This window comes from Kitasatospora sp. NPDC056076 (assembly GCF_042266305.1).
Lineage (GTDB): Bacteria > Actinomycetota > Actinomycetes > Streptomycetales > Streptomycetaceae > Kitasatospora.
In genome coordinates this window covers 142,057-167,863 of record NZ_JBHJWG010000014.1, presented here as the reverse complement: position 1 = coordinate 167,863, position 25,807 = coordinate 142,057, and the positions used below count along the sequence as shown (strand labels likewise).

Annotated in this window: 33 protein-coding genes; 29 read left to right on the top strand and 4 right to left on the bottom strand. The window is 70.1% G+C overall.

The features are described 5' to 3' along the window. Positions 1-33 precede the first annotated feature (33 nt). The 25 genes from ACFC1T_RS14575 (at position 34) to ACFC1T_RS14455 (ending at position 19,756) form a co-directional block, all read left to right on the top strand. Complete coding sequence (locus tag ACFC1T_RS14575) at positions 34-1,491, top strand: terminase large subunit domain-containing protein (protein WP_375888070.1); 1,458 nt, start codon at positions 34-36, stop codon at positions 1,489-1,491. A 9-nt stretch (positions 1,492-1,500) separates the two neighbouring features. Next, a complete protein-coding gene (locus ACFC1T_RS14570) occupies positions 1,501-1,650 on the top strand; it encodes a hypothetical protein (RefSeq protein WP_375888067.1) in 150 nt (49 codons plus the stop codon). A gap of 104 nt (positions 1,651-1,754) precedes the next feature. Further along, positions 1,755-2,870: a phage portal protein gene (locus ACFC1T_RS14565; RefSeq protein ID WP_375888064.1), complete on the top strand. Its 1,116-nt coding sequence runs from the start codon at positions 1,755-1,757 to the stop codon at positions 2,868-2,870. A gap of 3 nt (positions 2,871-2,873) precedes the next feature. Continuing rightward, positions 2,874-3,575, top strand: coding sequence for an HK97 family phage prohead protease (locus ACFC1T_RS14560; RefSeq protein ID WP_375888063.1), 702 nt, complete (start codon positions 2,874-2,876; stop codon positions 3,573-3,575). Positions 3,576-3,708: 133 nt separating this feature from the next. Beyond that, a complete protein-coding gene (locus ACFC1T_RS14555; RefSeq protein ID WP_375888060.1) occupies positions 3,709-5,145 on the top strand; it encodes a phage major capsid protein in 1,437 nt (478 codons plus the stop codon). Between the two features lie 65 nt (positions 5,146-5,210). Next, a complete protein-coding gene (locus tag ACFC1T_RS14550) occupies positions 5,211-5,537 on the top strand; it encodes a hypothetical protein (RefSeq protein WP_375888057.1) in 327 nt (108 codons plus the stop codon). Between the two features lies 1 nt (position 5,538). Beyond that, positions 5,539-6,108, top strand: coding sequence for a hypothetical protein (locus ACFC1T_RS14545; RefSeq protein WP_375888055.1), 570 nt, complete (start codon positions 5,539-5,541; stop codon positions 6,106-6,108). A gap of 9 nt (positions 6,109-6,117) precedes the next feature. Beyond that, the gene (locus tag ACFC1T_RS14540) at positions 6,118-6,720 is read left to right on the top strand and encodes a hypothetical protein (RefSeq protein WP_375888052.1); all 603 of its coding nucleotides are present in this window, start codon (positions 6,118-6,120) and stop codon (positions 6,718-6,720) included. After that, complete coding sequence (locus ACFC1T_RS14535) at positions 6,720-7,214, top strand: hypothetical protein (RefSeq protein ID WP_375888051.1); 495 nt, start codon at positions 6,720-6,722, stop codon at positions 7,212-7,214. Before ACFC1T_RS14540 ends, ACFC1T_RS14535 begins: the two co-directional genes overlap by 1 nt. Positions 7,215-7,223: 9 nt before the next feature. After that, entirely contained in the window at positions 7,224-7,439 is a 216-nt protein-coding gene (locus tag ACFC1T_RS14530) for a hypothetical protein (protein WP_375888049.1), read from the top strand. Continuing rightward, positions 7,439-8,404 carry a phage tail tube protein gene (locus tag ACFC1T_RS14525; protein WP_375888047.1) on the top strand — a complete coding sequence of 322 codons (966 nt, stop codon included), beginning with the start codon at positions 7,439-7,441 and terminating at the stop codon, positions 8,402-8,404. The genes ACFC1T_RS14530 and ACFC1T_RS14525 overlap by 1 nt, the downstream gene beginning before the upstream one ends. Continuing rightward, complete coding sequence (locus tag ACFC1T_RS14520) at positions 8,401-8,862, top strand: hypothetical protein (RefSeq protein WP_375888045.1); 462 nt, start codon at positions 8,401-8,403, stop codon at positions 8,860-8,862. Before ACFC1T_RS14525 ends, ACFC1T_RS14520 begins: the two co-directional genes overlap by 4 nt. Before the next feature lie 17 nt (positions 8,863-8,879). After that, on the top strand, positions 8,880-9,068 hold the full coding sequence (locus ACFC1T_RS14515; RefSeq protein WP_375888043.1) for a hypothetical protein: 189 nt from the start codon (positions 8,880-8,882) through the stop codon (positions 9,066-9,068). Then, the gene (locus tag ACFC1T_RS14510; protein ID WP_375888041.1) at positions 9,058-9,543 is read left to right on the top strand and encodes a hypothetical protein; all 486 of its coding nucleotides are present in this window, start codon (positions 9,058-9,060) and stop codon (positions 9,541-9,543) included. The genes ACFC1T_RS14515 and ACFC1T_RS14510 overlap by 11 nt, the downstream gene beginning before the upstream one ends. Before the next feature lie 29 nt (positions 9,544-9,572). Further along, complete coding sequence (locus ACFC1T_RS14505) at positions 9,573-12,161, top strand: phage tail tape measure protein (protein WP_375888038.1); 2,589 nt, start codon at positions 9,573-9,575, stop codon at positions 12,159-12,161. An 11-nt stretch (positions 12,162-12,172) separates the two neighbouring features. After that, complete coding sequence (locus ACFC1T_RS14500) at positions 12,173-14,995, top strand: hypothetical protein (protein ID WP_375888036.1); 2,823 nt, start codon at positions 12,173-12,175, stop codon at positions 14,993-14,995. 14 nt (positions 14,996-15,009) lie between these two features. Beyond that, positions 15,010-15,543 carry a hypothetical protein gene (locus ACFC1T_RS14495; RefSeq protein WP_375888033.1) on the top strand — a complete coding sequence of 178 codons (534 nt, stop codon included), beginning with the start codon at positions 15,010-15,012 and terminating at the stop codon, positions 15,541-15,543. After that, positions 15,540-15,839 carry a hypothetical protein gene (locus ACFC1T_RS14490; RefSeq protein ID WP_375888030.1) on the top strand — a complete coding sequence of 100 codons (300 nt, stop codon included), beginning with the start codon at positions 15,540-15,542 and terminating at the stop codon, positions 15,837-15,839. The genes ACFC1T_RS14495 and ACFC1T_RS14490 overlap by 4 nt, the downstream gene beginning before the upstream one ends. Then, positions 15,839-16,798, top strand: a complete 960-nt coding sequence (locus tag ACFC1T_RS14485; RefSeq protein WP_375888028.1) for a glycoside hydrolase family 25 protein — start codon at positions 15,839-15,841, stop codon at positions 16,796-16,798. The genes ACFC1T_RS14490 and ACFC1T_RS14485 overlap by 1 nt, the downstream gene beginning before the upstream one ends. Positions 16,799-16,800: 2 nt before the next feature. Then, positions 16,801-17,079, top strand: a complete 279-nt coding sequence (locus ACFC1T_RS14480) for a hypothetical protein (RefSeq protein WP_375888026.1) — start codon at positions 16,801-16,803, stop codon at positions 17,077-17,079. A gap of 38 nt (positions 17,080-17,117) precedes the next feature. Then, complete coding sequence (locus ACFC1T_RS14475; RefSeq protein ID WP_375888023.1) at positions 17,118-17,348, top strand: hypothetical protein; 231 nt, start codon at positions 17,118-17,120, stop codon at positions 17,346-17,348. 160 nt (positions 17,349-17,508) lie between these two features. Then, entirely contained in the window at positions 17,509-18,693 is a 1,185-nt protein-coding gene (locus ACFC1T_RS14470) for a helix-turn-helix domain-containing protein (RefSeq protein WP_375888021.1), read from the top strand. Between the two features lie 102 nt (positions 18,694-18,795). Continuing rightward, positions 18,796-19,083, top strand: coding sequence for a hypothetical protein (locus ACFC1T_RS14465; RefSeq protein WP_375888019.1), 288 nt, complete (start codon positions 18,796-18,798; stop codon positions 19,081-19,083). Next, positions 19,080-19,577 (top strand): hypothetical protein, encoded by a 498-nt coding sequence (locus ACFC1T_RS14460; RefSeq protein WP_375888018.1) that lies wholly within the window; start codon positions 19,080-19,082, stop codon positions 19,575-19,577. The genes ACFC1T_RS14465 and ACFC1T_RS14460 overlap by 4 nt, the downstream gene beginning before the upstream one ends. A gap of 38 nt (positions 19,578-19,615) precedes the next feature. Beyond that, the gene (locus ACFC1T_RS14455; RefSeq protein WP_375888016.1) at positions 19,616-19,756 is read left to right on the top strand and encodes a hypothetical protein; all 141 of its coding nucleotides are present in this window, start codon (positions 19,616-19,618) and stop codon (positions 19,754-19,756) included. 67 nt (positions 19,757-19,823) lie between these two features. Here ACFC1T_RS14455 and ACFC1T_RS14450 read toward each other — a convergent pair whose 3' ends face one another. Then, positions 19,824-20,057 (bottom strand): helix-turn-helix domain-containing protein, encoded by a 234-nt coding sequence (locus ACFC1T_RS14450; protein ID WP_375888014.1) that lies wholly within the window; start codon positions 20,055-20,057, stop codon positions 19,824-19,826. Positions 20,058-20,219: 162 nt separating this feature from the next. Further along, positions 20,220-21,617 (bottom strand): recombinase family protein, encoded by a 1,398-nt coding sequence (locus tag ACFC1T_RS14445; RefSeq protein ID WP_375888012.1) that lies wholly within the window; start codon positions 21,615-21,617, stop codon positions 20,220-20,222. A gap of 49 nt (positions 21,618-21,666) precedes the next feature. Here ACFC1T_RS14445 and ACFC1T_RS14440 point away from each other — a divergent pair, with 49 nt between their 5' ends. Then, the gene (locus tag ACFC1T_RS14440) at positions 21,667-22,833 is read left to right on the top strand and encodes an MFS transporter (protein WP_375888009.1); all 1,167 of its coding nucleotides are present in this window, start codon (positions 21,667-21,669) and stop codon (positions 22,831-22,833) included. 19 nt (positions 22,834-22,852) lie between these two features. Here ACFC1T_RS14440 and ACFC1T_RS14435 read toward each other — a convergent pair whose 3' ends face one another. Continuing rightward, positions 22,853-23,083 (bottom strand): hypothetical protein, encoded by a 231-nt coding sequence (locus ACFC1T_RS14435; RefSeq protein WP_375888007.1) that lies wholly within the window; start codon positions 23,081-23,083, stop codon positions 22,853-22,855. 116 nt (positions 23,084-23,199) lie between these two features. Between ACFC1T_RS14435 and map the strand changes: the two genes are divergently transcribed. Then, positions 23,200-24,045, top strand: a complete 846-nt coding sequence (map, locus tag ACFC1T_RS14430; RefSeq protein ID WP_375888004.1) for a type I methionyl aminopeptidase — start codon at positions 23,200-23,202, stop codon at positions 24,043-24,045. A gap of 24 nt (positions 24,046-24,069) precedes the next feature. Here the strand turns inward: map and ACFC1T_RS14425 are convergent, their stop codons facing one another. Next, complete coding sequence (locus tag ACFC1T_RS14425) at positions 24,070-24,768, bottom strand: bifunctional DNA primase/polymerase (protein WP_375888002.1); 699 nt, start codon at positions 24,766-24,768, stop codon at positions 24,070-24,072. A 448-nt stretch (positions 24,769-25,216) separates the two neighbouring features. Here ACFC1T_RS14425 and ACFC1T_RS14420 point away from each other — a divergent pair, with 448 nt between their 5' ends. After that, the gene (locus ACFC1T_RS14420) at positions 25,217-25,507 is read left to right on the top strand and encodes a hypothetical protein (RefSeq protein ID WP_375888000.1); all 291 of its coding nucleotides are present in this window, start codon (positions 25,217-25,219) and stop codon (positions 25,505-25,507) included. 41 nt (positions 25,508-25,548) lie between these two features. Further along, positions 25,549-25,758 (top strand): hypothetical protein, encoded by a 210-nt coding sequence (locus tag ACFC1T_RS14415; protein WP_375887998.1) that lies wholly within the window; start codon positions 25,549-25,551, stop codon positions 25,756-25,758. Positions 25,759-25,807: the final 49 nt, after the last annotated feature.

The window sequence follows — 25,807 nt, the reverse complement described above, 5'->3', positions numbered from 1 at the left end:
CCCAGGTTCCTGACGCCGGTCTCGGCTGCGGACGTGCGCCGCGGGGATGGTCCGGCCGTCGTCGAGTTCGTCGAGACACTGTGCACAGTCACCAAGGACTCGTTCGCCGGCCCGTCCGGTTCGCCCCTGCTGCTGCGCGACTGGCAGCAGACCCTGCTCGCGCACCTCTTCGCCCGGCGCCCGGACGGCCGGCGGCGCCACCGCATCGCGCTGGTCGGCGAGCCGCGGAAGAACGGCAAGTCGGGGCTCGGCGCCGGGATCGCGCTGGACGGCCTGTTCGAGTGCGAGGGCGCCGAGGTGTACTCGTGCGCCGGCGACAAGGAGCAGGCCAGGATCGTCTTCGGCGACGCCAAGCGCATGGTCGACGCGTCGCCGGACCTGTCGGAGGCCATCAAGCCGTACAAGGACGCGCTGGAGGTCATCGGCAGCGGCAGCGTTTACCGGTGCCTGTCAGCCGAGGCGTTCACCAAGGAAGGGCTGCGGCCCACCAGGGTGGTCTTCGACGAACTGCACGTCCAGCCGAACCCGGACCTGTGGAACGTGATGTCGCTGGCCATGGGTGCCCAGCTGGACCCGCTGATCGTGGCCATCACCACCGCCGGGGTGAAGACCGACAGCCGCGGCCTGGACTCGATCTGCTACCAGCTGTTCCAGTACGGGCAGCGTCTCGCCGCCGGCGAGGAGGTCGACCCGACCTTCTTCATGGCCTGGTGGGGCGCCCCGGACGAGGCCGACCATCGCCTTGAGGAGACCTGGAAGACGGCGAACCCGGCCTACGGGGACCTGATCGACCCGGAGGACTTCGCCAGCGCGGTGAAGCGCACGCCGGAGGCCGAGTTCCGCACGAAGCGCCTCAACCAGTGGGTGAACACCGCGACCGCGTGGCTCCCGGCCGGCGCCTGGGATGGCTGCGCGGCCGGCGGCCCCGTCGAGGACGGCGCCGAGGTGTGCATCGGCTTCGACGGCTCGTTCAACGGAGACTCGACGGCGATCACCGTGGTGTCGTGCGCCGAGGTTCCGCACGTGGACGTGGTCGCCGCGTGGGAGCGCCCGCAGCAGGCCGGCCAGGACTGGACGGTACCGATCCTCGAGGTCGAGGACGCCCTGAGGCAGGCCTGTCGGCGCTGGAACGTCCGCGAGATCGTCTGTGACCCCTACCGCTGGGGCCGCACCTACCAGGTCCTCGAGGAGGAGGGGCTCCCGGTCGTGGAGTTCCCTCAGAGCCCGGCCCGCATGATCCCGGCGACGACCCGCTTCTACGAGGCCGTGATGAACCGGACGCTCACACACTCCGGTGACCCGCGGTTGGCCCGACACCTGGCCAACTGCGTGATCCGCACGGACTCCCGCGGGTCCCGGCTGTCGAAGGACGCCAAGCACAGCCCCCGCAAGATCGACTTGGCGGTCAGCGCTGTGATGGCGCTGGAGCGCGCCGTCCAGGAACCCGAGCCCGACCCGACGCCCCAGTTCTGGAACTGGGCCGACCTGTAGGAGGTGCCCGTGCGTCCTCGCCGACGTCTCATCTCCGACGTGGTCGACGTGCTCGGCCTCGGCTGCCTGGACGCTGCCGCGTGGTGGCTGCATCCGGTGGCGGGCCTGGCGGTGGCCGGTGCCGCGCTGTTGCTGATCGGCTGGGTGATCGACCGGTGAGCCTCTTTCGTCGCGCTGCGGAGCGCCGGGTCGTCCAGCAGTGGGGCGACTCCTCCATCCCGACGAACGGGTCGCTGTCCGGCCTCTCGTCCGCCGGCGTCCCGGTGTCCGACCAGACCGCGATGCAGCTGTCCGCGGTGTGGGCCTGTACTCGGATCCTGTCGACCGCGGTGTCAGGCCTGCCGATGACGGCGATGCGCCGGCGCGGGGATGTAACCGAGCCGGTCCCGGACCAGCCGACCATCGTCGCCGACCCGTTCGGGGGCGCCAACGACCTGCGGTTCCTGTCCCGTCGGGCCGGGTTCCAGCAGTTGGCCGTGTCTGTGGCGAACCGTGGCAACGGGTATGGACTGATCCTCTCCAGGGACTGGCTCTACCGGCCCAACCGCGTCGCGGTGATCCACCCAGACCGGGTGAAGGTCGACTGGGACGACGACGGCGCCCGCCGCTACGAGGTCGACCGGCAGCCGGTGGCGGCCGCCGACATGGTGCACCTGATGGGCATGTGCCTGCCTGGTGAACCAACGGCCATGTCACCTATCGCCTATGCCCGGCACTGCATCGGCCTCGGTCTGGCCGCCGAGCAGTACGGCGGCCGGTTCTTCGCCCAGGGCGCCCACCTGTCCGGCATCATCAACGTCGAGGGCAACCTCGACAGGGCCGGCGCCCGGCAGATGAAGGAAGCGTTCGAGTCCTCGCATTCCGGCATGGCCAACGCGCACGCTGTCGGCATTCTCTCCGGCGGCGCCAAGTGGCAGCAGATCAGCGTCCCGCCGGAGGACGCCCAGTTCCTCGGCACCCGCGCCGCCGCCACGCTCGACATCGCGATGCTGTACGGGATTCCGCCGCACATGCTCGGCCAGGTCGACCGCACCACGTCCTGGGGTACCGGGATTGAGCAGCAGGGCCTGGGGTTCTTGTCCTACACGCTGGAGCCTTGGATCGGCATCTTCGAGGACGCCTGGACGGCCATGCTCCCGCGAGGCACTGTCGCGAGGTTGGACACCACTGCCCTTCTGCGCACGGACACCGCCGGCCGGTTCGCCGCCTACACGCAGGCCCGTACCAGCGGCGTCCTGACGATCAACGAGGCTCGCGCCCGGGAGAACATGGCGCCGGTCGCCGGCGGTGACGACCCGTTCGCGCCGCTGAACTCCGCTCACAGCGGTGCCCCCGATGCCCCTGATGTCCCTAACGACCCGATGCCTCCAGGAGAGTGAGTCGTGGATCTGTCCGCACGGGCCGCACGGCCCACCACCGTCCAGCGCCGGGCGACGCCGTTCCGGGGCGTCGAGCTGCGGTCCAAGCCCTCGGGCACCGGCGGCGAGACGCTGACCTTCACCGGCTACGCGTCCGTCACCGAGCAGGGGTACGAGATGGAGGACTGGCTCGGCTCCTACACCGAGGTGATCCGCGCCGGCGCGTTCAAGAAGACCCTCAGCGAGGAGGCGGACGTACCGCTGCTCGTCAACCACGGCGGCCTCACCCTGGCCCGCACCAAGTCCGGCACGCTCCGTCTGGCGGAGGACGACACCGGCCTGCACACCGAGGCCGACCTCGACCCCACCTCCCCGCACGTCCAGGCCCTGCGCTCCGCCATGGAGCGCGGGGACGTCGACGAGATGTCGTTCGGGTTCTGGGTCACCCGCCAGCAGTGGTCCCCGGACTACGACCAGCGGGACATCCTCGAGGTCAACCTCAACAAGGGCGACGTGAGCATCGTGAACTACGGCGCGAACCCGAACACGGCCGGTGCCACGCTGAACGCCCGCGAGGTCGGCCAGCAGCTCGAACGCCTCACGGCCGACGACCGGCGCGCGCTGTACGAACGCCTGGCCGCCGAGTTCACGCCCGCGCCTGTGGAGTCCGCAGCGCCGTTCCTGCTCGGCCTCGACCAGGCACGGCTTCGTCTGCTCAACCTCTGACCTTTCACCGCCTGCCGACCGCGCCGGAGCCGCGCCGGCCGCCACGCCGCACCCTGATGCACCTGGCCGCCACCCGGACCACCACCCGAGCAGCAGGCACGCCACCACCACGTCACCCACCGAAGGACCAGACATGTCCCGTGAGTTCATCACGGCCCTCCAGGACCGGCGTGCCGCGCTCAAGACCGAGCTCGGCGAGATCCTGACGGCCCCCACCAGTGAGAAGCGCGACCTCAACGACGACGAGCGCGCCCGCTTCGACGCCAAGGAGGCGGAGGTGCGGCAGATCGACGCCCGGATCACGGAGCTCGACGAGCAGCTGCAGCGCGACGAGCAGGCCGCCGCCACCGCCAAGCGGTACGCGCCCACCGGCGTGACCGTCACGTCCGAGCCGAAGACCTACGAGCGTGGAAACGGGCACAGCTACTTCCTCGACCTCATGCGCTCCACGGTCGGCCAGGGCGACGGCGACGGCGGCGTGACCGCAGCCCGCACGCGGCTGGACCGGCACCGCGCCGAGCTGGACGTGGAGATGCCCAAGCGTGAGCGCCAGCGTGCGGCCCGCGCCGAGCGGGAGCTGCGTGGAGTCGACGAAGCCTCCACGTTCGAGCGCCGCGTCAACCCCAACCGGGTGGACGGCCAAGGCGGTTACTTCGTTCCGCCGCTGTGGCTGGTCGACGAGTACATCGACCTGCCCCGTTTCGGCCGCACGATCGCCAACTCCGTCCGCAACATGACGCTGCCGTCCGGCACCGACTCCATCAACGTGCCGAAGGTCGCCACCGGCACGGCCGTGGGCGTGCAGACCGCCGACGCCGCAGCCGTGACGTCCCAGGACCTCACCGACACGTTCGTCAGCGCGCCCGTGCGCACGATCGCCGGCCAGCAGGACATCGCGATCCAACTGCTCGACCAGTCCCCGGCGTCGTTCGACGAGATCGTGATCCACGACCTCCACGCCGACTACAACCAGAAGCTGGACATCCAGGTCGCCAACGGCTCCGGCGTGTCTGGCCAGCTCAAGGGCATCCTCAACGTCTCCGGGATCAACGCGGTGACGTACACGGACGCGTCGCCGACGCTGCCGAAGATGTACCCCTTCCTGATGCAGGCCCTGAGCCAGTCGGCGAAGAACCGCAAGATGATGCCTAACGCGGTATTCCTCACCCCCTCCAGGTGGTTCTGGATGGCCAGCCAGCTCGACGGCCAGTCGCGCCCGCTAATCCTTCCGGACACCTCGGCGCCGTGGAACCCGCTGGCGCTGCAGACCGGCGGCGACGGCGTCGAGGGCCCGGTCGGCAGGATCCTGAACTTCCCGCTGCTGGCGGACGGCAACATCCCGAGCAACCTCGGCGCGGGCAGCAACGAGGAGCGGATCATCATCGCCCGCACCTCCGACATGTACCTGTGGGAGGGTGCGATGCGCACTCGCGTCCTGCCGGAGATCCTCTCCGGCACGCTCCAGGTCCGCCTCCAGATCTACAACTACGCGGCGTTTATGCCTGACCGGCGCCCCGAGCAGATCTCCGTCATCTCCGGCACCGGCGTGATCGCGCCGACGGGCTACTAACCCGGACCTCGACCGGCCCGGCGCCTCCTACTCCAGGGCGCCGGGCCCTCTCCTGGAGGAACCCCATGCACGACCGGATCGCCGAGCTCCGCGGCCTGCGGACCGAGCACGCCATCCACACACAGAGCAGGGACAGCGACCGCGCCGGCCAGGTCGAGGCGGCCATCGCACGCGCCGTCACCGCGGTCGACGCGGACATCGAGCACCTGGAGAACGAGGCCGCCGACCTCGCCGAACGAGGCCAGCACTTCCCAGCCGCCGACCGAGCCGAGGCCGCGCGCCTCCTTCGCGCTGGCCTCGACGAGCTGAGGCTCCCGGCCCCGGCGAAGCGCGGCGCCAAGCAGACCGCCGCCGCGGCCGCGCCCGCCGAGACGGCGAAGGGCGGCGAGTGAGATGCCCCTGGTCAACGGCCGCTACGGCCCGAAGAATCCGGCATGGCTCCTCGCCGGCCAGCCGGCCGGCCTGTTCCGGGAGAACTTCACCCGCCACAACGTCCTCAACGACGGCGGCGTGCTGACCACCCAGATCATGCTCGCCACCGCGCTGCCGCTGTACGCCGGGGACGTCGTCACCAGCTTGACGTTCGCCTCCGGCGGCACCGCGGCCGGCACCCCGACCAACTGGTGGTTCGCCCTCTACTCGGACGACACCACCCCGGCACTACTCGGGCAGACCGCGGACCAGCTGACCGCGGCGTGGGCGGGCAGCACCGCCAAGACCGTCCCACTGGCGTCACCCGTCACCATCACCCGCACCGGCGTGTACTACGCGGCGGTCATGGTGAAGGCGACCACGGTGCCGTCTCTGGTGGGTCTGGCGACGCTGACCGGCGCGGTCACCGGCATCACCACCGGCGACAAGACCCTCACCACCGTGTCCGGGTCCGCCCTGACCGGCACGGCGCCCGCCACGATCGCCTCGCCGTCCGTCAGCGCGTTCGTGCCGCGCGTCGTCGCCACCTAGGAGGCCGCGGTGAGCATCGTTGACCTGGCCTCCGTCAAGCTGCACCTCAACATCCCCGCCACCGACGGCCGACAGGACACTGAGCTGCAGCGCTTCATGGACGCCGCCGACGACCAGGCCCGCTACGTGTGTGGGCCGATCGCGGCGGAGCTGCACACGGAGTGGTACGACGGCGGCCGGCCGACGATCTCTCTGGACTGGCAGCCGCTCGCCTCGGTCACCTCGGTCACCGAGTACGTCGCGTCCAGCACCTGGAACCTCACCGAACAGCCCCTCGGCGGCACCGGGTTCGACTCGTACGGCTACACGGTCGACCTGCCGCGCGGCACCATCACGAGGCGCGCGGTCGGCATGGACGTCCCGTTCCCCAGAGGGCTGAGGAACGTCAAGGTCGTCTACACCAGCGGCCAGCCCACCGCGCCGTCCATCTTTCTCGGCGAGTTGGAGTTGATCCGCCACCTGTGGCAGATGACCCAGCAGGGCGGACGGCCGCGGTTCGGGTCAGCTGGCTCCTACGACGCCGACGGCGCGGCCGTCCCGATGGGATTCGCGCTGCCGGCCCGCGTGCTGGAGCTGTGGGCCCCGTTCCGCAGGCCTCCGGGGATCGCCTGATGACCATCCCCGCCAGCTCCGCCCCCGCCGCTCGGCTGTGGCTGTTCAACGCCCTCAAGGCCGCCCTCACCGCCGACCCGGGCACCGTCAGCGGCCAGGGCTCCTACGGCGACGCGAACGCGTCGCTGCTGGTGTGCCTGGACGCCCCCGGCACTTACCAGCCCGAGGACATCGTCGCCGTCGGCAAGGTCGACCGGCGCATCGACGTCTCGTCCATGGTCGGCTCCGGCGGCGCCGGCTGGCTGATCGAGCACTACACGATCGAGATCACCGTCGAGTGCGCCCGCGGCACCGACGACAGCCAGAGCGCGTTCGAGCGCACCTGCAGCCTGATCGACCAGATCACCGCCGTCGTCCGCACCGACCCCACCCTCGGCGGCAACGTTCTGTGGTCCCAGCCGACCCGGTCCGAGACGGACACCGTCTGGGCCGACGACCACTCCTCGTGGGTCGGCCAAGGCACGCTCACCGTCGATTGCAACCAGCGCATCTAGGAGGACCCCTTGCCCCGTTTCACCTACCAGGGCGAGGAGGGCCGCTACTACCCCTCGCTCGCCCTCAAGCCCGGTGTCGGCACCACCTACGAACTCGACGCCGACCCCGGCGACGGCCGGTGGGCCCCGGCTTCGGACACCAGCACCTGGACCATGCAGCCCGGATTCGAGCCCGGCGTCGCCGCGCCGGTCGAAGAGCCGCACGACACCACCGGAGGTGAGTGATGCCCCAGCCGTCCGCCAGGTCATTCCTCGGCATCGCCAAGGAGGCCACCTTCGGCACGCCGGTAGCCGCAACCGCCTTCCTGGCCGTCCGGGACATGAAGCCCAAGGACAAGTTGACCCTCTTGCCCGACAAGGGCATGCGCGGGTCCATGGTCGAGGTCTACGACGAGATCAGCGGCCCGATCTGGGCCGAGTACGAGTTCGGCGGCGACGTCTTCCCCGACACCCTCGGCTGGGTGGCTACAGGTGTCCTTGGCGACCTCGCCACCACCGGTGCCAGTGCCCCGTACACGCACGCCCTGGCCGTCCTCAACACCGGCACCGCCCAGCCCCCGAGCTACACCCTCAGCGACTACTACGCGATCAACACGCGCCAATTCGCGGGCACCAAGTTCTCCGAGCTGGGGCTCAAGTTCAACGGTGACGGCCTGTTGGAGTTCAGCGCCAAGGCGGTCGCGCTCGCATCAGCCACCGCGTCCACGCCCACCCCGTCGTTCACTGCGGTCACACCGATCGCCGCCTGGCAGGGGGCCGTCACCATCGGCGGCACCGGCATCACGACCCTGATCGACGGCGAGTGCACCATCAAGCGCCCTGTCACCGCGATCAACACCGCCGACGGCACTCAGGCGCCGGTAGCCCTGTGGTCCGGACCGGTCACGGTCAGCGGCAAGATGACATTGATCATGGAGGACGACAGCCAGTTGACCAACTACCTGACGAACGCAAAGCCCAGCTTGGACTTCAACTTCGCCCAGGGTGCCGGTGCCGCCGCGGTGCAGGTCAAGCTCCACATGTCCAAGGTCGCCTACAGCTCCGCCGAGATCTCCCGTGGCAAGGACTACATCGAGCTCAGCGTGGCCTACGAGGCCCTCGCCAACACCACCGACGTCGGTGGCAGCGGCGGCTACAGCCCCATCAAGATGACCATCCAGAACGCCATCGCAGCAGGGACGTACAAGTGACGATCGACATCACCACGGCCAACCGCATCTCGCTCCCCGGTGGCGCGTGGGCCGACCTGCGGCCCGTACAGGACATCACCGAGCGGCACCGCCGGCCGATCCGAAAGCTCTCCACCGGTCTGCTCTCTCACGCCGACTTCGCCGCCGTGGTCGCCGAGATGCAGGCCTCCGGCAAGGATGCGGCCAGCCTCACCCCTGACGAGCAGATGCGGGTCGCCACCGGCATGGGATCGGCGTTCGACGACCTGGAGGCCATCCAGGATCTCCTCGTCGTCGCCGCCGTCCGCGGCTGGAGTTTCGATGCGGTCCCGATCGCCGTCGACGGGCTGCTCGACCTCCCCGGGCAGGCCCTGGACGCCCTGCGCGCCGCCGTCGCTCCCTACCAGGGCGCCCTCAACCCCAACCTCAAGGAGCCGTCGCCCGACCCGGCGTCCCCTACCGAGCCCTCCAGCGCCTGAGAAACGCCCTGGAGGGGATGGCGGTCCCCGCCGACCGGATCCCGGCGGAGGAGTACCGCACGTGGCGACTGTGCACACTGCTGCACTGCCTGCCGTCCCAGCTCGACGACGAGTCGGCGCTCACCCTGGACTGGCTCCTCGCCGTCGACGACGTGGCCGCTAAGGCCCGGGCCACGATGGAGAGGAGAGCGGCCGATGCCCGGTGAAGTGCGCGCCGTCGTCCGCGGCGTCAAGGAAGCCCAGGCCTCCCTCGTCAAGATGGACGCCAGCATCGACCTCGCCACCCTCAAAGCACTCAAAGCCTGCCAGGGCCTGGCCAGATCAAGCATCAAGGGCCAGTTGAGGGGTCGGCCGCGCTGGGACCACCGCGGCAAGTCGAGCCGCACCGGCGACACCGTGCGCCTCAACCTCAGCCCGCACGTCGTCGCCAAGTCCGGTGGCCCAGGCCGCCTCACCGGCTCCCTGTCGAAGTCGATCAAGTCCAACCGCAAGCCGCGGCCAGTACCCGGCGGCGGCTTCAACGGGGTGGTCTTCGCCGGCGGCCGTGGCGGACCCCAGAACCTGTACAAGGGCCAACTCGAGTCCCGGTTCCCCTACTTCAAGCCCGGCGTCGACAAGGCCGAGCCGCGGATGGCAGGCATCTGGGCGGCGGCGTGGGGCCGCGCTACCGACAAGTGGTGACCAGGGACAACTGAACAGCGGGAGGTGGCATGGCCGGGCTGCCTCCCGTCTTCATTGAGTTCATCGGCTCCAGCGCGGGCGTCAAGACCGCCGTTGCTGAGACGAAGACGGCCCTCGCCGAGGCAGACGCCGCCGGAGCCGGGTCCTTCGCCAAGACCGGCATGCTCGGCAAGGCCGCCCTCGCCGGGCTCGGCCTGGCGGCGTTCGAGGCAGGCAAGCACGCCGTCGAGGCCGCCGGTGATTTCCAGTTCCAGATGACCCGGGTCCGCACCGGCGCGGGCGAGGCCGCCGAGAACATGAAGACGGTCAGCGACGGGGTTCTCGCAATGGCCGGCGAAGTCGGCCAGTCCACGGAGCATCTCACCGCTGGCCTGTACCAGATCGAGTCTGCTGGCTACCACGGCTCTGCCGCCCTTGAGGTGTTGAAGAATTCGGCCATGGGTGCCAAGGTCGGCGCCGCCGAACTGAGCACGGTTGCCGACGCGGTGACCACCGGCCTCAACGCCTATTCCATGGGTGCGGACAAGGCGGCCGAGGTCACCAATGCCCTGGTGGCGACGGAGGCTTCTGGGAAGACCAACATGGAAGCCCTCGCTGGCTCCATGTCCAAGATCCTGCCGACCGCATCTGCCGCCAAGGTCGGCCTCAACGAAGTCCTTGCCGCGATGGCGACCATGACCGCGCAGGGCACCACCGCGGACGTCGCCGCGACCTACCTGCGCCAGACCATCGGCGCGCTCTCCAACCCGTCCGGCAAGGCCGCGATGGAGATGAAGTCGCTCGGCTTGTCCGCGGTCGACGTCGGCCAGAACCTCGGCAAGAACGGCCTCGCCTCCACCCTGGAGATGCTGACCGACGCCATCGAGAAGCGCATGGGCCCGGCAGGCACCGTGCTGATCGACCACCTTCGCAAGGCGGCCGCCAACACCAACGACTACGAGAAGGTGCTCGCCAACCTCGCGCCCGAGCAGCAGACCTACATCGGCGCCCTCGCGACGATGGTGGGCGGAACCAAGAGCATGATGGCCGCCTTGCAGCTGACCGGCCCGCACATGGAGACGTTCAAGCAGAACATCGAGGGCATCAACGAGCACGTCAAGGCCGGTGGCAAGGAGATCGAGGGCTGGGCCGACGTCCAGCAGAACTTCAACCAGAAGATCGACTCAGCAAAAGCGGCGTCGGGCGCGCTGGCGATCCAGATCGGCCAGTACCTCATGCCCGTCGCCGAGAAGGTCGCCGCAGTCTTCGCGGACGGCGCGCGCTGGATCACCCAGCACGAATGGGCCGCCAAGGCGGCAGCGTTCACCATCGGCGGCGTCCTGGTCGTCGCCCTGGTCGCCCTCACCGTCGCCATGTGGAGTTTCACCGCCGCCGCGGTGGCCAACCCGGTCGTGTGGATCATCGTCGGGATGCTCGCCCTTGCGGCAGCGATCGTCTACGTCGCGATGCACTGGCGCGCGCTCTGGAACTGGATCCAAGGCGCCGGCCACGAGGTCGCCGCCGTTGTCGTCGCCGCGTGGCACTGGCTCGGCGACGAAACCGGCACCGCATGGCAGTGGGTGAGCCAGCACGTCCAGGACGCCTGGCACGCCATCGCCGGCTTCTTCGTCGCCGCCTGGCACACCGTCACCGACCCGATCGTCGAAGCCTGGAACTGGGTCAGCAACGTCACGTCCCAAGTCTGGAACGGCATCCACGACTTCTTCGCGAAGTGGTGGCCACTCTTGTTGGTCATCTTCTTTCCGGTCGTGGCGCTCGTCGTGGCGATCTGGAACCACTTCCACGAGCAGATCACCGACACCGTGATGACCGTTTGGCACGCCGTCTCCGACTTCCTTGCCGGCATCTGGAACGGCATCTCCGACGCTGCCCAGAGCACGTGGGCAGACATCCAGAACTGGATCGTCCAGCCCACCGAGGGCGCATGGAACTACGTCAGCGGCAAGTGGGACGAGGCCTCCGCTTGGCTCTCCGGCAAGTGGCAGGCCATCCGGAACACGGCCCGCGCCGGCTGGGACGAGGTCCATTCCGCGATCGTCCAGCCCGTCGAGGACGCCGTCGACGCGGTAGGCGCCAGAGTGAACAGGATCGGCTCCGCCATCAAGGGCGGAATCTCCTCAGCCTGGAACGCGGCCAAGGCGGAAGCCGTGAAGTTCGCCAGCATCGGCATGGAGATCATCAACGGCATCATCCGGGGCATCGAGGGCGGCTGGAACTGGCTCAAGAACAAGATCAAGAATCTGGCGAACGATGCCCTCGACGCCGCAAAGTCGTTCCTCGGCATCTCCTCGCCAAGCCGGGTCTTCGCCGAGGAAGTCGGCCACTGGATCCCACACGGCATCGCCGCTGGTGTGCAGGCCAGCGCCGGTGTAGCCCTTGCCGCGGTGACTGCCCTGTCCGGTGCCGCGGTCGACGCCGGCGCCCTCACCGCCGCCCAGGCGCCCCCCGCCGTCTCGCTCCCGGCCGCAGCCGGCAGCGGACCAATCATCCAGCAGACCACCCACATCACCGTCCAGGGCAGCGTCCTCGCCGAACGCGACCTACGCGACCTCGTCCGACAGCAGAACCTCCAGGACGGCGCCCGCAACCTCGGCACCTACCAGCCCTACAACCGCTGACAGGAGGCCCCGTGACCCTCAACACCAACTGGCCGGTCGTGGAGGAGGCATGGGGCCCCTACTGGCAGCCCTACGGCGGCCTCATCTCCGGCAACCACTGGACCGAGGTGACCAGCAGAATCCGCGGAACCGTCAGCCAGAACCGCGGCCGCCAGTACGAGCTCGACCAGGTCCGGTCAGGCGAACTCCGGTACAGCCTCGACAACACCGACGGGATGTTCGACCCGACCAACACATCGTCGCCCTACAACGGCCACGTCGTGCCGATGACCCCGGTCCGCCGCCGCGCCCAGTGGCCGCCGACCATCAACAGGCTGACACAGGGCCAGGCGACCGGAGGCGACGTCGGAGGATGGCCGCTCGGCGCCCTCGACACCAACAGCAGCCAGGTGTTCAGCCTAACGAGCACCTGTTCCGTCGTCACCGACGCAACCGCCTACCGCGGCGCCAGGGTCCTGCAGTTCCCCATTCTGAGCGGCACCGCCACCAGCACGGCCATCGTCTGGACTCCCGAGCCGGCCAGCGAGCCCGGCACCACCTACACCATGCAGATGCGGGTGCGGAACGTGACCCCCGGCACCACCGTGCAGGTCCAGGCGCGGATCGGGTCCTACCAGTCGGCCAGCTCCACCTTCTCCACCACATGTGCGCTCGGTTCTGCCGTCACCCTCACCGGGTCGGCCACTGCCGCATGGACACAGATCACCTGCACCGCGACGATCCCCGCCGGCACGCTCGGCATATCCGTCGGTGCGATCCTCGCATCCGCTCCGACAGCCAACGTGACCGTTCAGCTGGACGATTGGCAGCTGGAGAAGGGGGCCAGCGCCTCGGCGTGGGTGCAGCCCGGTACCTGGTACCCGCTGTACGCCGGGTTCGTCGAGCGCTGGCCGCAGTCGTGGACGGACCCCAAGTACGCCCTGGTCAACCCTGTGGCCACCGATGTGTTCGCGCCGTTCAGCCAACTGACCCTCCAGGGAGCGTTCGGCCAGGAGATCAGCGCCCGCGGGCTGCGGTTCATGTACACCCTCGGCGACCCCCAGGGATCCACCGTCGCAGCGGACTCCACCGGACAGTGCCCGCCCGCCGTGGTCGCCACTACTCCCGCGGGGCCCGCCAGCCTGGCGTTCGGCACCCAGATCGCCGCCACCAGCCAAAGCGGCGTCTACACCGGCGCGACCGGCACCGTGTGCCGGATCGTCGGCCAGTACCCGGGCAGCACCCTGATCGGCGGCCTCACCTACCTGTCCCTGTCGCAGGGCGGCGTCGTCGGGCCGGCCAATCCCGCTGAGTGGATCCGCATGATTGCGTTCCGGTGGACCGGCGGCGCGATCGCCTCCGCCGCCAACATCTGGGTCTGCCAGGACGGCAACACCAACCCGGCGGCGAACGCGCACACCACGTTGTTCTTGGACTCCGCCGGACAGGCGAACTTCACACTCGCGTCCGTCAGCACCAACGCCGGGACGACGGTGGCCTACCCCGCCGCCAATCTCGCTGACGGCAACTGGCATCTGGCGGTGTTCGGGTACTCCGCCAGCGCCGGGTACGCCGTGCTCTCCGTCGACGGGAGCCCTTTTGCGTTCCCTCCCGCTCCGTCGACCGCCGCCCCCGTCGGCCTGATCTCCGACAACATCGGTGGCTACATCGACCCCCGCGGCGGCAACGTCGGCGTCTACGCCTGGCAGGGCGACCTCTCCTACGCCACCGAGTTCCAGGGCGGTTTCGCCGCCACCATCGACTCACCGACCCTCACCACCATGTACAACGCATGGCGGAACGCGCTGGCCGGCGACTCCACCGACACCCGATACAACCGGGTCCTCTACTGGGCCGGATACATCGGCGGCACGGCAATCCAGACCGGCCGCACCACCGCCATGGGACCCGCATCCGGGGGCACCGTCCAACAGATGCTCCAGGACATCGTCACCACCGAGGGCGGCGCCCACTACGTCGACCGGGCCGGGAATGTGGTCTTCAAGAGCAGGGCGGACCGCTACAACGCCGTCACCAGCGTCTACACGTTCGGCGACGGACCCGGCGAGTACCCGTACGAACCCGGCGTCAGCTTCGACTACGACCTCACCCGCGTTGCCAACATCGTCAGCGCCACCCAGGTCGGCGGACAGACCTTCACCGCACGCGACAACACGTCCATCAACCAGTACTTCCCCCGCACCGCCTCGCGCACCATCAACTCCCAGAACGCGCTGGAGGTGCAGGACGCCGCGAACTACCTCTTGTCCCGGTACCGGCAGCCTGCGATGCGCATCACCTCCATCACCCTCAACCCCGCCGCCAACCCGACGCTATGGCCCGTCTGCCTAGCCCTGGAGCTTGGCATGCGGGTAACCGTCAACCGACGCCGCGCCGACGGGTCGCTGATCTCGCTGCCGTGCTTCGTCGAGAACATCCAGACCGATATGGGGCCCGGCGTCGCACGGTGGGTCCTGCAGCTCAGCCCGGTCGACACCACCCCGTACGGCCTGTTCGCGTCGTTCCACACCACCCTGGCGAACTCACCGTCCGCCGGCGCGACCACGGTCACCATCAACGCCGGCGCGGACAACACCAACCCCGCCGCCGCCCAACTCGGCGGCGGCCAGCAGCTCGTCCTCGGCCTCGGCACCGCCAACCAGGAGACCGTCACCATCCAGTCCGTCGGCACCACCACCACGGGCTGGACGACCGCGGTCATCACCCTCACCGCCGCCACCACCAAGTCGCACGTCGCGGGCGACACCGTGTGCGAGCCCCTCCCGGCCGGCGTCACCGACCCCACCATCTGGGACGCCAGCGCCAAGTTCGACACCACCGCGTTCTCCTACTGACGAAAGGGGCGCCCGTGCCCGGCCTCGCCGTCCCCACCCCCGCCAGCGTCGTCCCCGGCGGCTACATCACCGCCGCCCTGTGGAACGCGGGCGTCTACAACCTCGGGCTGTTCCTCCTCAACGCGCCGCTGTTCGAGGGCTACCAGTCCGCCGCGCAGTCCATCGCCAACGGCTCCGTCACGGCGATCGGCATCGACACCACCGTGATCGACACCTACGGCGGACACTCCAACACCACCAACAACAGCCGGTACACCGTGCAGTCCGGCGCCGGCGGCTGGTACCAGGTCACCTGCGCCCTCGGGTTCGCCGCCAACGCGTCCGGCGCCCGGGCGCTGGAGATCCACAAGAACGGCGGCGTCATCAAGCTCGGCTACGACGGGACCGACGACAGCCGCACCGACATCGCCGCCGCCCTCCAGGCCACCGCCATCGTCCAACTCGCCGCCGGGGACTACGTGGAGGGATTCGCCTACCAAACCTCCGGGGGCGCCCTCGCCACCAACCCGTCCGCCACCGGCATGACCGTCATCTGGAAGCACGCATGACCGCCCCCGTCCCCACCCTCGGCTGCAACGCCACCGGCTGCACCAACGCGCCCGCCGTCCAGTGGCGCCGCCGCACCGACCCCGGCCACACCACCGCCGTGTTCGCCTGCGACAGCCACGCCATCAGCATCGACGCCGCCGCCCACATCCACACATCCACCTGCACCGCCCCGGGCCCGGGCGGCTGCACCTGCACCCCCGAACCCATCCAGCCCTGCGCCCCCGTGCAGGCCACACCCCCGAACCTGCCGCCCGGCTGGGCAACCCCCACTACCTCACCAACCGGAGCCGCCTGATGGGCATCTACGGCCAGGACTGGGCCAGCTACCAGAGCGCCCAGCCCGACACCGGTGGCCTCGCCTTCGTCTTCACGAAGATCACCGAGGGCACCGGATACATCAACCCCCGCTGGGTCGCCCAACGAGACCACGCCAAGGCCAACGGGCTCGTGTGGGGCGGCTACCACTACCCGCACATGGGCAACTCCCCGCAGGCAGAGGCCGACTACTTCCTCGCCCAGGTCGCGTGGCAGCCCGGCGACCTGATCGTCCTCGACTGGGAGGGCTACGACTCGGCCAACCAGGGCGTGAGCCGGGCCAACCAGGCCGCCTACAAGGACGCGTGGCTCCGGTACGTGAAGGCAAAGATGCCTCACAATCCGGTCGGCATGTACGCCAACGTGGACTACTGGAAGAACGTCGACAAGAGCGGCTTCTACGGCGACTTCCTGTGGATCGCCACCGCCGGTCGTCCCGCCGGCGACCCCGGCATCCAGGCGCCCTGGCTGTTCCACCAGTACTCCGACCAGCCCGTCGACTCCGACTACTGCCACCTCGGCAGCATCGACGAACTCCGCAGCTGGGCACTCTCGTTCGCCACCCCCAACACCCCGTCCCCGGAGGACGACATGCCCCTCAACGACGCCGACAAGGCCGCCATCGCCGATCTCATCCGGAACACGGTGAGATCCGGTCCGCCAAGCGATCGCGACGCCTACGCCGTCGCCAACTTCCTGGCCTACTCGTTCGCCGGCCAGGTGCCGCCGGGCGGAGACAGCGGTGTGACCCAGATGGCTGGCTGGCTGCACCAGACCACGCAGACCTGCATAGGCGCCGTGGTGGACGACCGGCTGACGGCCTTCGGCTTGGAGGCCAAGGTGGCCGCCGCCGTGCAGGCCGCCGTCGGTCCGGCCGTGGCCGCTGCCCTCGCCTCCGGCATCCAGCTCACCGTCACCCCGACCCCGAAGGGGAACTGACCATGCGCGACTCCACCCGCCGCACCATCCGCACCGTCGTCCAGGACGCTCTCAGCCTCGCCGCCGCGGCCCCGCTGATCATCACCGCCTCCGGCATCCCGCAGACCGCCGTCGGCGTCGGCGCCAGCCTCGCCGTCGCGGCCGGCCTCACCCGGGTGATGGCCCTCCCGGCCGTGGACCGGCTGCTGCCGTCCTGGCTGCGGATGGCCCCGCCGACCCTGGCGCTCCCGGACCCGGTCCCGCCCGCCCCGCCCGCCCCGCCGATCGGAACCGCGGGGTGACGAGCCCGGCCCCTACCCCGACGACGGTGGATCTGCTGGTGGTGCTCACGAGACTGGAGACCAAGCTCGACACGGCCACCATCGGCATCGCCGACCACGAGAGCAGAATCCGCACCGTCGAGCAGTCCGCCGTCACCGAACGGGACATCGCCCAACTCAGGTCCGACGTCGAGTCCCTCAAGCGGAGCCGCTGGCCGCTCCCGACCATCGGCGCCATCGGCGGAGTCGTCGGCGCCGTCGCCGCCATCTACGCCATGGCCCACCCCTGAACCACCATGCCCCCGTTCGGCCTCGGCCGGACGGGGGCGCTTCGTCGTTACGGGAACGGGGCCACGCAATCGGCGACGGAGTCGGAGACTCCGCCGCCGATGACATCCCGCCACCTACAGCGGGTATCGTCCGCAGTGGTCGCTACGAACGGAGTCCAGTATGCCCTTGCACGCCTCCGAGCACACCGGGGACCGTATCGCCCGGTACCGGAAACTGCGTCACCTGACCCAGCGGGCCCTCGCCGAGACGGCGGGCGTCTCCTACAGCATGCTCACCAAGATCGAGCAGGGGGTGAAGCCCAGCAGCCCGGCCGTGCTGGCCGCGATCGCGCGCGCCCTGTCCGTCCAGACGATCGAACTGACGGGCCAGCCCTACGTTGCCGAGCTGCAGCAAGATGAGCTCGACGTACTGATCCACCCGATCCGCGAGGCGCTCGATCTGTACGACCTCGGCGTGGACCCCGAGGTCTCCCCGCGTGGGATCACCGCCCTCGCGGCCGAGGCAGACCAACTGTGCGCACTCGTCCGGGACACCAGGCTCAAGGACGCCGCGCGCGCGTTGCCCGCCCTCATCACCGAGGTCACCACCGTCGCACACACAGTGCAGACTGATGAGGCCTGGCGGGTCCTGGCCAGCACGTACCGCACCGCGTACGACGTGACCACGAAACTGGGCTACCCAGACCTCTGTGTGGTCGCCCTAGACCGGATGGCCTGGGCTGCCGAGCGTGCATCCGACCCCGTCCTCGCTGGGATCCGGCAGTACCTGCGGTCCCTGGTCTATCTGCGGGCCGGCCAGTACCGGGTAGGTCAGCGTCTCGTGACCGTTGGCATGGCCACCCTCGCTCAGGGCGATCCGAGCCGCACGAGGGACGTTGCCACGGGTCAACTCCACCTCGGCGCTGCGGTCCTGGCAGCCCGAAGCGGCGACGGCGACACCGCGGCTGGCCACATCGCCGAGGCTCAGCGCATGGCGGAAATCACCGGCGAGGCCACCCGAGTGCACTGGCTCTCGTTCGGCCCCACCAACGTTGCCGTGCATCAGGTAGTGACGTTGTCCGAGCAGTGCCAGTACGCCGAGGCTCTGCAGGCCGCCGGCGGCCTGACGATCCCGAGCGACTGGCCGGCCTCGCGGGCTGCCGCGTACCTGGCTGAGGTCGCACGGGCCCAGCTCTGGACCAACCGAGGCGAGCAGGCGCTGCGGACCCTCCAGCGCGCACGGGAGATCGCGCCGCAGCAGACGAGGTATCACCCGATGGTGCGAGAGACCGTCGCCGGGCTCGTCTCCGCGCGTCGTTCGACGCCTGGCACGCTCTCCAACCTGGCTCACTGGGTGGGGATCTGACGATTACACAGGAGCCCTCAACTATCACCGAAGAGTGATAGTTGAGGGCTCCTGTGCGGCCGACACTCTCAGTATCGGGACACCTACACCGAGGAGAGCACGATGGCTGCTACCACCCGCGCCCTGAATCGCACACCCCAGGATCTCGACCGTCGGCATCACCTCCAGGACGCCGCTTCCGGAGTGCTCGGTGACAGCGTGCGGGTGGTCGCCCCGCGCACCAGCGCTCGCCTCACCTGCGCCCAGCGCAACGGCACTGCGTGCGTCGCGTGTGGTGGTACAACCGGCCTGCGCAACGCTGGCCACGTCGAGGACGACGGGCTCGTGTGGGCGGTCGTGGTGTGCTCGGCGTGCCCGCAGTACGCCGCGAGCCTGGAGGCTTACCGGTGATCACCGACCCCCTGACCGTTTCGGTGGACGGCCACCTCGACCCCGTGACCGCCCCAGCCTTGGAGGCCCTCGCGCGGCTCTGGGAGACGGTGCGCCAACTCCCCATCAGCGAGTACGAGCTGCGGGCCATGGGGTGGCTGCTCAATGCCGGCAACACCGCAGACCTGGAGCGGATGATGGCCGGGAGCGGCACCGTCGACTGGCCGCTGAGCCTCGGCGGCGGCCAGAACGCCATCGTCCGCGCCTCGCACGGCGACGGCCTCACCCCGGCCCAGCGCGTGGGGGCCCGGTACGTGCCCGAGCAGCACAATTCCCCGCAGTGGCGCGGTGGCCAGATGCCGTGGGTGATCCGGGACTGCCTCGACGACGACATCGTCTTGGAGGACGGCCGGCCGCTCCTGTTCGACACGAAGGCCGACGCTGACGCGTGGCGGCTCCGTCAGGTGCAGCTCGCCAGCTACCGCCGGGGCCCGGCCTGGCTGGCCGCCGAGTGAGCGCCGCTGGCGGACGCCCGGTTCAGCCGATCATCACCGTGGGGACCTGCCCGCGCTGCTACGCGTACACCCACGGGCGGCTGATCCAGACGGTCGACGAGCGTCGTGAGCTGATCGAGCACGACGACTGCCCGGGGAAGCCTCCACGCGGGGTCCGGGCGCGCACCTACAACGGCTGATCGCCCACCGACCCGCCGAAGAAGTAGCGCCCCCTGGCCGGCCGTACGGCGGTGCGGTCGGCCAGGGCTACCCGTAGAACAGGCGCCAGGTGGCAACGCCGCAAACCTGCGCGATGGCAGCGAGGTCGTCGAGGTTGAGTGGCGTGGCACCCCGCTCCCAGCTGGATACGGATTGCCGGTCTCTGCCGATGAGTTCCGCGAGCTTCTCCTGACTGAGTCCTCGCTGTCGACGTAAGTACCGGATCCGGTCGCCGACTCTTCGGCGTTCCTGCAGCTGAAGTGGGGTAGGACGGCCATACACCCGTCGACACTGGCGTGCGCAAGATCAAAAGTCTGTATGACCAAAACGACAGTGACTCGCTAGCCAGTTCGAACTAGGCTTCGTCCGCCTCCAGACTCCCCGGCAACGTCCCCCAGGCGGGCCGGGGGATTGCCGGCCCCGTGGGCGCCCACGGGGCCGGCACTACTCTCTGAGTACCAGCCGGTCCGGGTCAAAGACCTTCTTGCCCTTCTTCGACGGCGCCACGGTGTAGCCGGGGATGATCGCCTTCGCCACCTCCCGGCGATCTCTCGCCTGCAGGCCCTTCCACTTCCCGGCAGGGTCTGCCAGTAGTGGCCGGACGATCCCAGGCAGTGCAGACGTGGCGAGACTCTTGCTCTCCTCCAGCCGCGCCGCGATGATCGCACGGGCTTCCTGGTATTCGGCGAACGTGAGTTCTCGCCTCGCCCACATCCCTGCCAACTCCTTGAGCTGCTGTTCGTCGCTTGCGACGTCGGCCCGTACCGACGCGGTGGCGGACTCGGAAACGGTGTCTCGGAGACGTCCCAGAACAATCGGGTTGGTCAGGTACTCAAGGAGCTGTCGCTCTACCTCCGCCTCGGCGAGCTCGTCATCGATCGAGATCCGCCCGCACCCACCCTTAGGAGTGGCACACCAGTACTCCCCCGACCAGCCAACCAGAGCCGTATCGCACAAGCCACAGAACAGCAGGCCATTGAGCCAACGCTTGAAGGTCAATGCACCGCGACGACGGTGGCCCATGTGGTTGGCGATTGCGGTCTGCAACTCGTCCCAGGCCTCGCGCTCGATGATGGCCGGCCAAACCGCTGGTCCTACGACCTCGCCCCGGAATACGCGCAGGCCAGCAATTCGGGGGCCGGTCAGGATGGACTGGACGGATCGCTCGCGCCAGCGCTCCGCGCTCACAGGCATCGGGCCGTTGGCGTTGAGGTAGTTGGCGATGTCGTAGTAGCTGGCCCCGCCCATGACCATCTCGGCCATCTTCTTGATGGCGTCGGCCTCGCCCTTCTTGACGGTGATGCCGTCTCGCTCGTAGCCGAAGCGCCTGGCGCCACCTCCACCAGGCTTGCCTTGCTCGGCGAGCTGCTCGTGCTTGCGCGCGACACGACGGCTGGTGTCGCGGCTGCTCTTGTTGGCGACGGCGACCATGACTCGGGCCATGGTGATGTCCGCGTCGCTGTCCAATCGCAGAGATCCGGTGACCGATGTCACGGGCACGCGCTGTTGCTCGACGAGGTCGATCAGGTCTTCGAGGTCCCGGGGGTCGCGGGTGTACCGGTCGAGGTCGTAGGCCAGCAGGCCGTCACGGTCGCCGCTCGCCAGGAGTTCCAGTGACCGCCTCAGTCCAGGCCGGACCACACGGAGGGCACTGCTGCCGTCCGACAGTCGGACCTTTCGCCGTTTGAACGCTGAGGTGTCGTTCTCAACGATGACCTCGGCGATCCCCCATCCGATCCGGTCGGCGTGCGTGCGGCCGTCCGCCTCCTGACGACCGACGCCGAGGCCCTCACCTTCGCGGTCGTCCGAAATTCGAACAAGCAGGATTGCACGCTGGGGCACCCGCGGATTCCTCATGAAGATACCTTACTCCTGACATGTGGGGGTTCCGATGCAGATCAAGGAACTCACCGACTCCTCCTTCGCGGTGGGCCTGATCGGCGCCGTCGAACTCGTTCCGCTGATCGTCTTCGGCCTCTGGGGCGGCGCCCTCGCCGACGCCCTGGACCGCCGCAGGCTGGTGCTGCGCTCCGAGGCCGCGCTCGGGCTGCTCGCCGGGCTGCTGCTGCTCAACGCCCTGCTGCCGCACCCGGTGCTCTGGCCGATCTACCTGGTCGCCGCCCTGGTCGCGGCCTGCGACGGGCTCCAGCGCCCGGCGCTGGACTCGCTGCTGCCGCGGGTGGTCGCGCACCAGCACCTGTCGGCCGCCTTCGCCCTCAAGTCGCTCTACCACAACGTCGCTTCGGTGGCCGGTCCGGCGCTGGCCGGTGTCGTGGTGGCGGTGTCCGGGGTGCAGACCGCGTACGCGCTGGACGTGCTGACCTTCGCGGTCTCGCTGCTGCTGCTCGTCCGGATCAGGGCGGTGCCGCCGGCCACCGGCGCCGAGCGCCCGTCGATCCGGGCGGTGCTCACCGGCGTGCGGTACGCGTGGAGCCGCAAGGACCTGCTCGGCACCTACGCGATCGACCTGTGCGCCATGCTGTTCGCCTTCCCGGTGGCCGTCTTCCCGTTCCTGGCCTCGGACTTGGGCGCGGACTGGGCGCTCGGCCCGATGTACGCCGCCGCCGCCGTCGGCGGCCTGCTGGTCGGTGCGACCAGCGGCTGGACGTCCCGGGTGCACCGGCACGGACGGCTGCTGGTGGCCGCCGCGGTCGGCTGGGGCGCGGCCATGACGCTGGCCGGACTGTCCGGCAGCGTCTGGGTGGTGCTGCTCGGGCTGGCCCTGGCCGGTGGCGCGGACGAGATCAGCGGGATCGCCCGCTCCACCATGTGGAACCAGTCCATCCCGGACGAGGTGCGCGGCCGGATGGCCGGCGTCGAGCTGCTCAGCTACTCCGTCGGGCCCCAGCTCGGCCAGGTCCGGGCCGGCACCATGGCCGGCCTGATCGGCGTCCGCGCCGCCGTCTGGACCGGGGGCCTGGCCTGCGTCGCAGCCGTCCTCGCCCTCGCCGCCGCCCTCCCCCGCCTGCTCGCCTACGACGACCGCACCGACCCGCACACCGCCGCCGTCCGCGCCGAACACGAACGCAACGCCCTCGACACCCCCGCCCCGGCCTGACCGCCCCGGAGCGGCCGGGCTATTGCGCCCCGCCGTCCTTGGGGCGGTCGTCCCAGCGCGGGTCGTTCTGCCACTCGCGGTTGCGTTCGTTCGCGATGTCCAGGGCGTGGGCGGCCTCCTCGCGGGTGGCGTAGGGGCCGAGGCGGTCCTTGGCGGGGCACTCGGGGCCCTCCTCGACCTTGGCGTGCTTGATGCAGTAGAACCATTCGCCGGGTCGGCCGGTCGGCTTGCGGTGGAATCCGAGGGGCATCGCGTTCTCCCGTCCAGACATGGGGGTCGGTACCGATCATTCCCCGGGCGGGGCCGCCGTGCACACCGCGCGGGAACCGCCGGGTGGCGGCGGGGGCGGCGACTAGACTCGCCGGCATGGCTCTCGTACCCGGCATCCAGTCCCCCACCCGCAAGGTCCCGGCGCACATCGCGCGCCCCGAGTACGTCGGGAAGCCCGCCCCGACGCCGTACACCGGGCCCGAGGTGCAGACCGCCGAGACGATCGAGAAGATGCGGATCGCGGGCGGGATCGCGGCCCGGGCCATGGAAGAGGCGGCGAAGCTGATCGCCCCCGGGGTCACCACCGACGCGCTGGACGCCGTCGCCCACGCGTACATGTGCGACCACGACGCCTACCCGTCCGACCTCGGGTACCGCGGCTTCCCCAAGTCCGTCTGCACCTCCGTCAACGAGGTGATCTGCCACGGCATCCCGGACTCGACCGTGCTGCAGGACGGCGACATCGTCAACATCGACGCCACCGCCTACATCCACGGCGTGCACGGCGACCTCAACGCCACCTACCTGGTCGGCGACGTGGACGAGGAGTCCCGGCTGCTGGTCGAGCGCACCCGGGAGTCGCTGAACCGGGCGATCAAGGCGGTCAAGCCGGGCCGTCAGATCAACGTCATCGGACGGGTCATCGAGTCCTACGCCAAGCGCTTCGACTACGGCGTGGTGCGGGACTTCACCGGACACGGCATCAACACGTCGTTCCACTCCGGCCTGATCGTCCCGCACTACGACAGCGAGCGGGCCACCGAGGTCATCAAGCCCGGCATGACGTTCACCATCGAGCCGATGCTCACCCTGGGCACCTACGACTACGAGATCTGGCCGGACGGCTGGACGGTCGTCACCAAGGACCGCAAGCGCACCGCCCAGTTCGAGCACACCCTGGTGGTCACGGCGGACGGCGCGGAGATCCTCACCCTGCCGTAGCCGTGCCACCCGGTGGGCGCCGGATCAGCCGATCAGCCACTGCTCCTCGGCGACGGCGCCCACCTCGGTGCAGGCGTCGGTGAGCACGTCCAGGACGCGCAGCGGGTCCGGCAGCGGCAGTTCGGGCCCGCGCAGCCACCGCACCTCGGAGCCGTCCGGCAGCGCGGCGGGCGGGAGCAGGGTGTACGAGCCGCGGCAGTGCCAGCGCAGGCCGGGGTGCTCGGACACGGTGTCCGGGGTGGAGTCGAGGGCGCTGTCCCACCACTCGTCCTCGTCCTGGGGGGTGCCGCGGGTGGCGGTGAAGAAGAGGTAGCGGTCCTCGCCGACGGCGGCGACCGGGCCCTCGACGCCCAGCGCGGTCAGCCGCTCCAGGGCGAGCCGGCCGGCCTCGGCGGGGACGTCCAGGACGTCGTGCACCCGGCCGGTGGCGGTGACGAAGTTGGCCTGGGGGTCGCGGGAGAGCCAGCGGGAGAGCTGCTCGGGGTCGGTGGTGGCCTGGGTCTGCCAGGCGAAGGAGACCGGGTGCCGGGCCGGGGCCGGACAGGCCACCCGGTCGCAGGAACAGCGGTAGCCGGCCGGGTGGGCGGCGGGTGCGAGCGGGAATCCGGCGCGCACGGCGCCGAGCAGCTGTTCCAGTCTGGCGGCCGGGTCCGCGCCTCCCGGGCGGGCCCGCTCACGGTCACGCTTCTGCCACCAGGTCGTCCACCTGCTGCCGGCTTCCATCGTGCCCCTTCCGCGCAACTGCCGTGCCTGGTGCGACACAGCGTTCGACGTACCACTCGGACGCAACGCGCGGCATCCCCCGCTGCTTCCCGGGGCGGTGCTCGGCCCTGCTGTCCGCGCCCCGCCGACCGCGGCCGGGGTCACCGGACGGCCGACGCCCGGGTCTCGGTACGCCTGTCGCGGCAGCACGCTGTCCGCGCCGGTGACGGCCGGAGGGCACACTGACTCGCGCCTCGCCCGGCCCGTACGGGGCCCGCTGACCCGGGGTGGACCCCGGGGGCGTACAGGAAAGGATAGGGGTGCGCGGGGCCTGCGGATGACCGGGGGCGGTGCCTCTCCGGTCACACCCCGGCCACGCGGGCCACACTCCGGGCACCCGGCCGTCACCGTGCCTCCGCTCCCGGGTGCTCCCGGCGTGGCCACCCCGTGGAGGTGAGACCCTGGAGGGGTGAAGAGCGCGGACACCGAATTCGTCGGCGGGCCCCTGGACGGGACGGTCCTGCCGATCCCGCTGGGGCCGATGCTGGGCGTGCCCAAGAAGTACAAGGTCCCGGTCCCCGCGCAGGGCGACTCCCCCGCGCGCACACTGGTGTACGTCCGGAGCAAGCAGGTGCGGGGGCTCAGCTGGTTCTGGCGCTACGAGTACGACGAGGCGGCCTCCACCGGCGCCGGGCCCGCCGGGTCCGCGGAGGCGACCGGACCGACGGAGCCGACCGGCCCCACCGGGCCCGTGGACTGACCGGCCGCCCGTTCCCCCTTCGCCCTCCCCGGGAGGTCGGCATGGCCAGGACGGTTCCGCACCCCGAACGGCACGGCAGGAGCCGCGCGCGGGCTGCCGCCCACCACAACCGGCAGGTCGCCTGGGTGACGGGTGCCCTGCTGCTGGTGGTCTGCCTCTACAGCGTCACGATCGGGCCCGATGGCTGGCTCTGGTTCGGCTGGGCGGTGCTGCTGCTCGCCTGCGTGGGCCTGTTCCTGGTCCGCCCCTGAGCAGCGGCACCGCCCGGGCCACCGGCCTGCGCCGGGACCGGCCCCCCGC

Excerpts from the sequence above, each read along its gene's own strand:
- ACFC1T_RS14555 (WP_375888060.1), top strand. The coding sequence starts at position 3,709 with ATGTCCCGTGAGTTCATCACGGCCCTCCAGGACCGGCGTGCCGCGCTC.
- ACFC1T_RS14550 (WP_375888057.1), top strand. The coding sequence starts at position 5,211 with ATGCACGACCGGATCGCCGAGCTCCGCGGCCTGCGGACCGAGCACGCC.
- ACFC1T_RS14545 (WP_375888055.1), top strand. The coding sequence starts at position 5,539 with ATGCCCCTGGTCAACGGCCGCTACGGCCCGAAGAATCCGGCATGGCTC.
- ACFC1T_RS14535 (WP_375888051.1), top strand. The coding sequence starts at position 6,720 with ATGACCATCCCCGCCAGCTCCGCCCCCGCCGCTCGGCTGTGGCTGTTC.
- ACFC1T_RS14525 (WP_375888047.1), top strand. The coding sequence starts at position 7,439 with ATGCCCCAGCCGTCCGCCAGGTCATTCCTCGGCATCGCCAAGGAGGCC.
- ACFC1T_RS14515 (WP_375888043.1), top strand. The coding sequence starts at position 8,880 with ATGGCGGTCCCCGCCGACCGGATCCCGGCGGAGGAGTACCGCACGTGG.
- ACFC1T_RS14510 (WP_375888041.1), top strand. The coding sequence starts at position 9,058 with ATGCCCGGTGAAGTGCGCGCCGTCGTCCGCGGCGTCAAGGAAGCCCAG.
- ACFC1T_RS14505 (WP_375888038.1), top strand. The coding sequence starts at position 9,573 with ATGGCCGGGCTGCCTCCCGTCTTCATTGAGTTCATCGGCTCCAGCGCG.
- ACFC1T_RS14490 (WP_375888030.1), top strand. The coding sequence starts at position 15,540 with ATGACCGCCCCCGTCCCCACCCTCGGCTGCAACGCCACCGGCTGCACC.
- ACFC1T_RS14485 (WP_375888028.1), top strand. The coding sequence starts at position 15,839 with ATGGGCATCTACGGCCAGGACTGGGCCAGCTACCAGAGCGCCCAGCCC.
- ACFC1T_RS14480 (WP_375888026.1), top strand. The coding sequence starts at position 16,801 with ATGCGCGACTCCACCCGCCGCACCATCCGCACCGTCGTCCAGGACGCT.
- ACFC1T_RS14470 (WP_375888021.1), top strand. The coding sequence starts at position 17,509 with ATGCCCTTGCACGCCTCCGAGCACACCGGGGACCGTATCGCCCGGTAC.
- ACFC1T_RS14465 (WP_375888019.1), top strand. The coding sequence starts at position 18,796 with ATGGCTGCTACCACCCGCGCCCTGAATCGCACACCCCAGGATCTCGAC.
- ACFC1T_RS14440 (WP_375888009.1), top strand. The coding sequence starts at position 21,667 with ATGCAGATCAAGGAACTCACCGACTCCTCCTTCGCGGTGGGCCTGATC.
- ACFC1T_RS14435 (WP_375888007.1), bottom strand. The coding sequence starts at position 23,083 with ATGCCCCTCGGATTCCACCGCAAGCCGACCGGCCGACCCGGCGAATGG.
- map (WP_375888004.1), top strand. The coding sequence starts at position 23,200 with ATGGCTCTCGTACCCGGCATCCAGTCCCCCACCCGCAAGGTCCCGGCG.
- ACFC1T_RS14425 (WP_375888002.1), bottom strand. The coding sequence starts at position 24,768 with ATGGAAGCCGGCAGCAGGTGGACGACCTGGTGGCAGAAGCGTGACCGT.
- ACFC1T_RS14415 (WP_375887998.1), top strand. The coding sequence starts at position 25,549 with ATGGCCAGGACGGTTCCGCACCCCGAACGGCACGGCAGGAGCCGCGCG.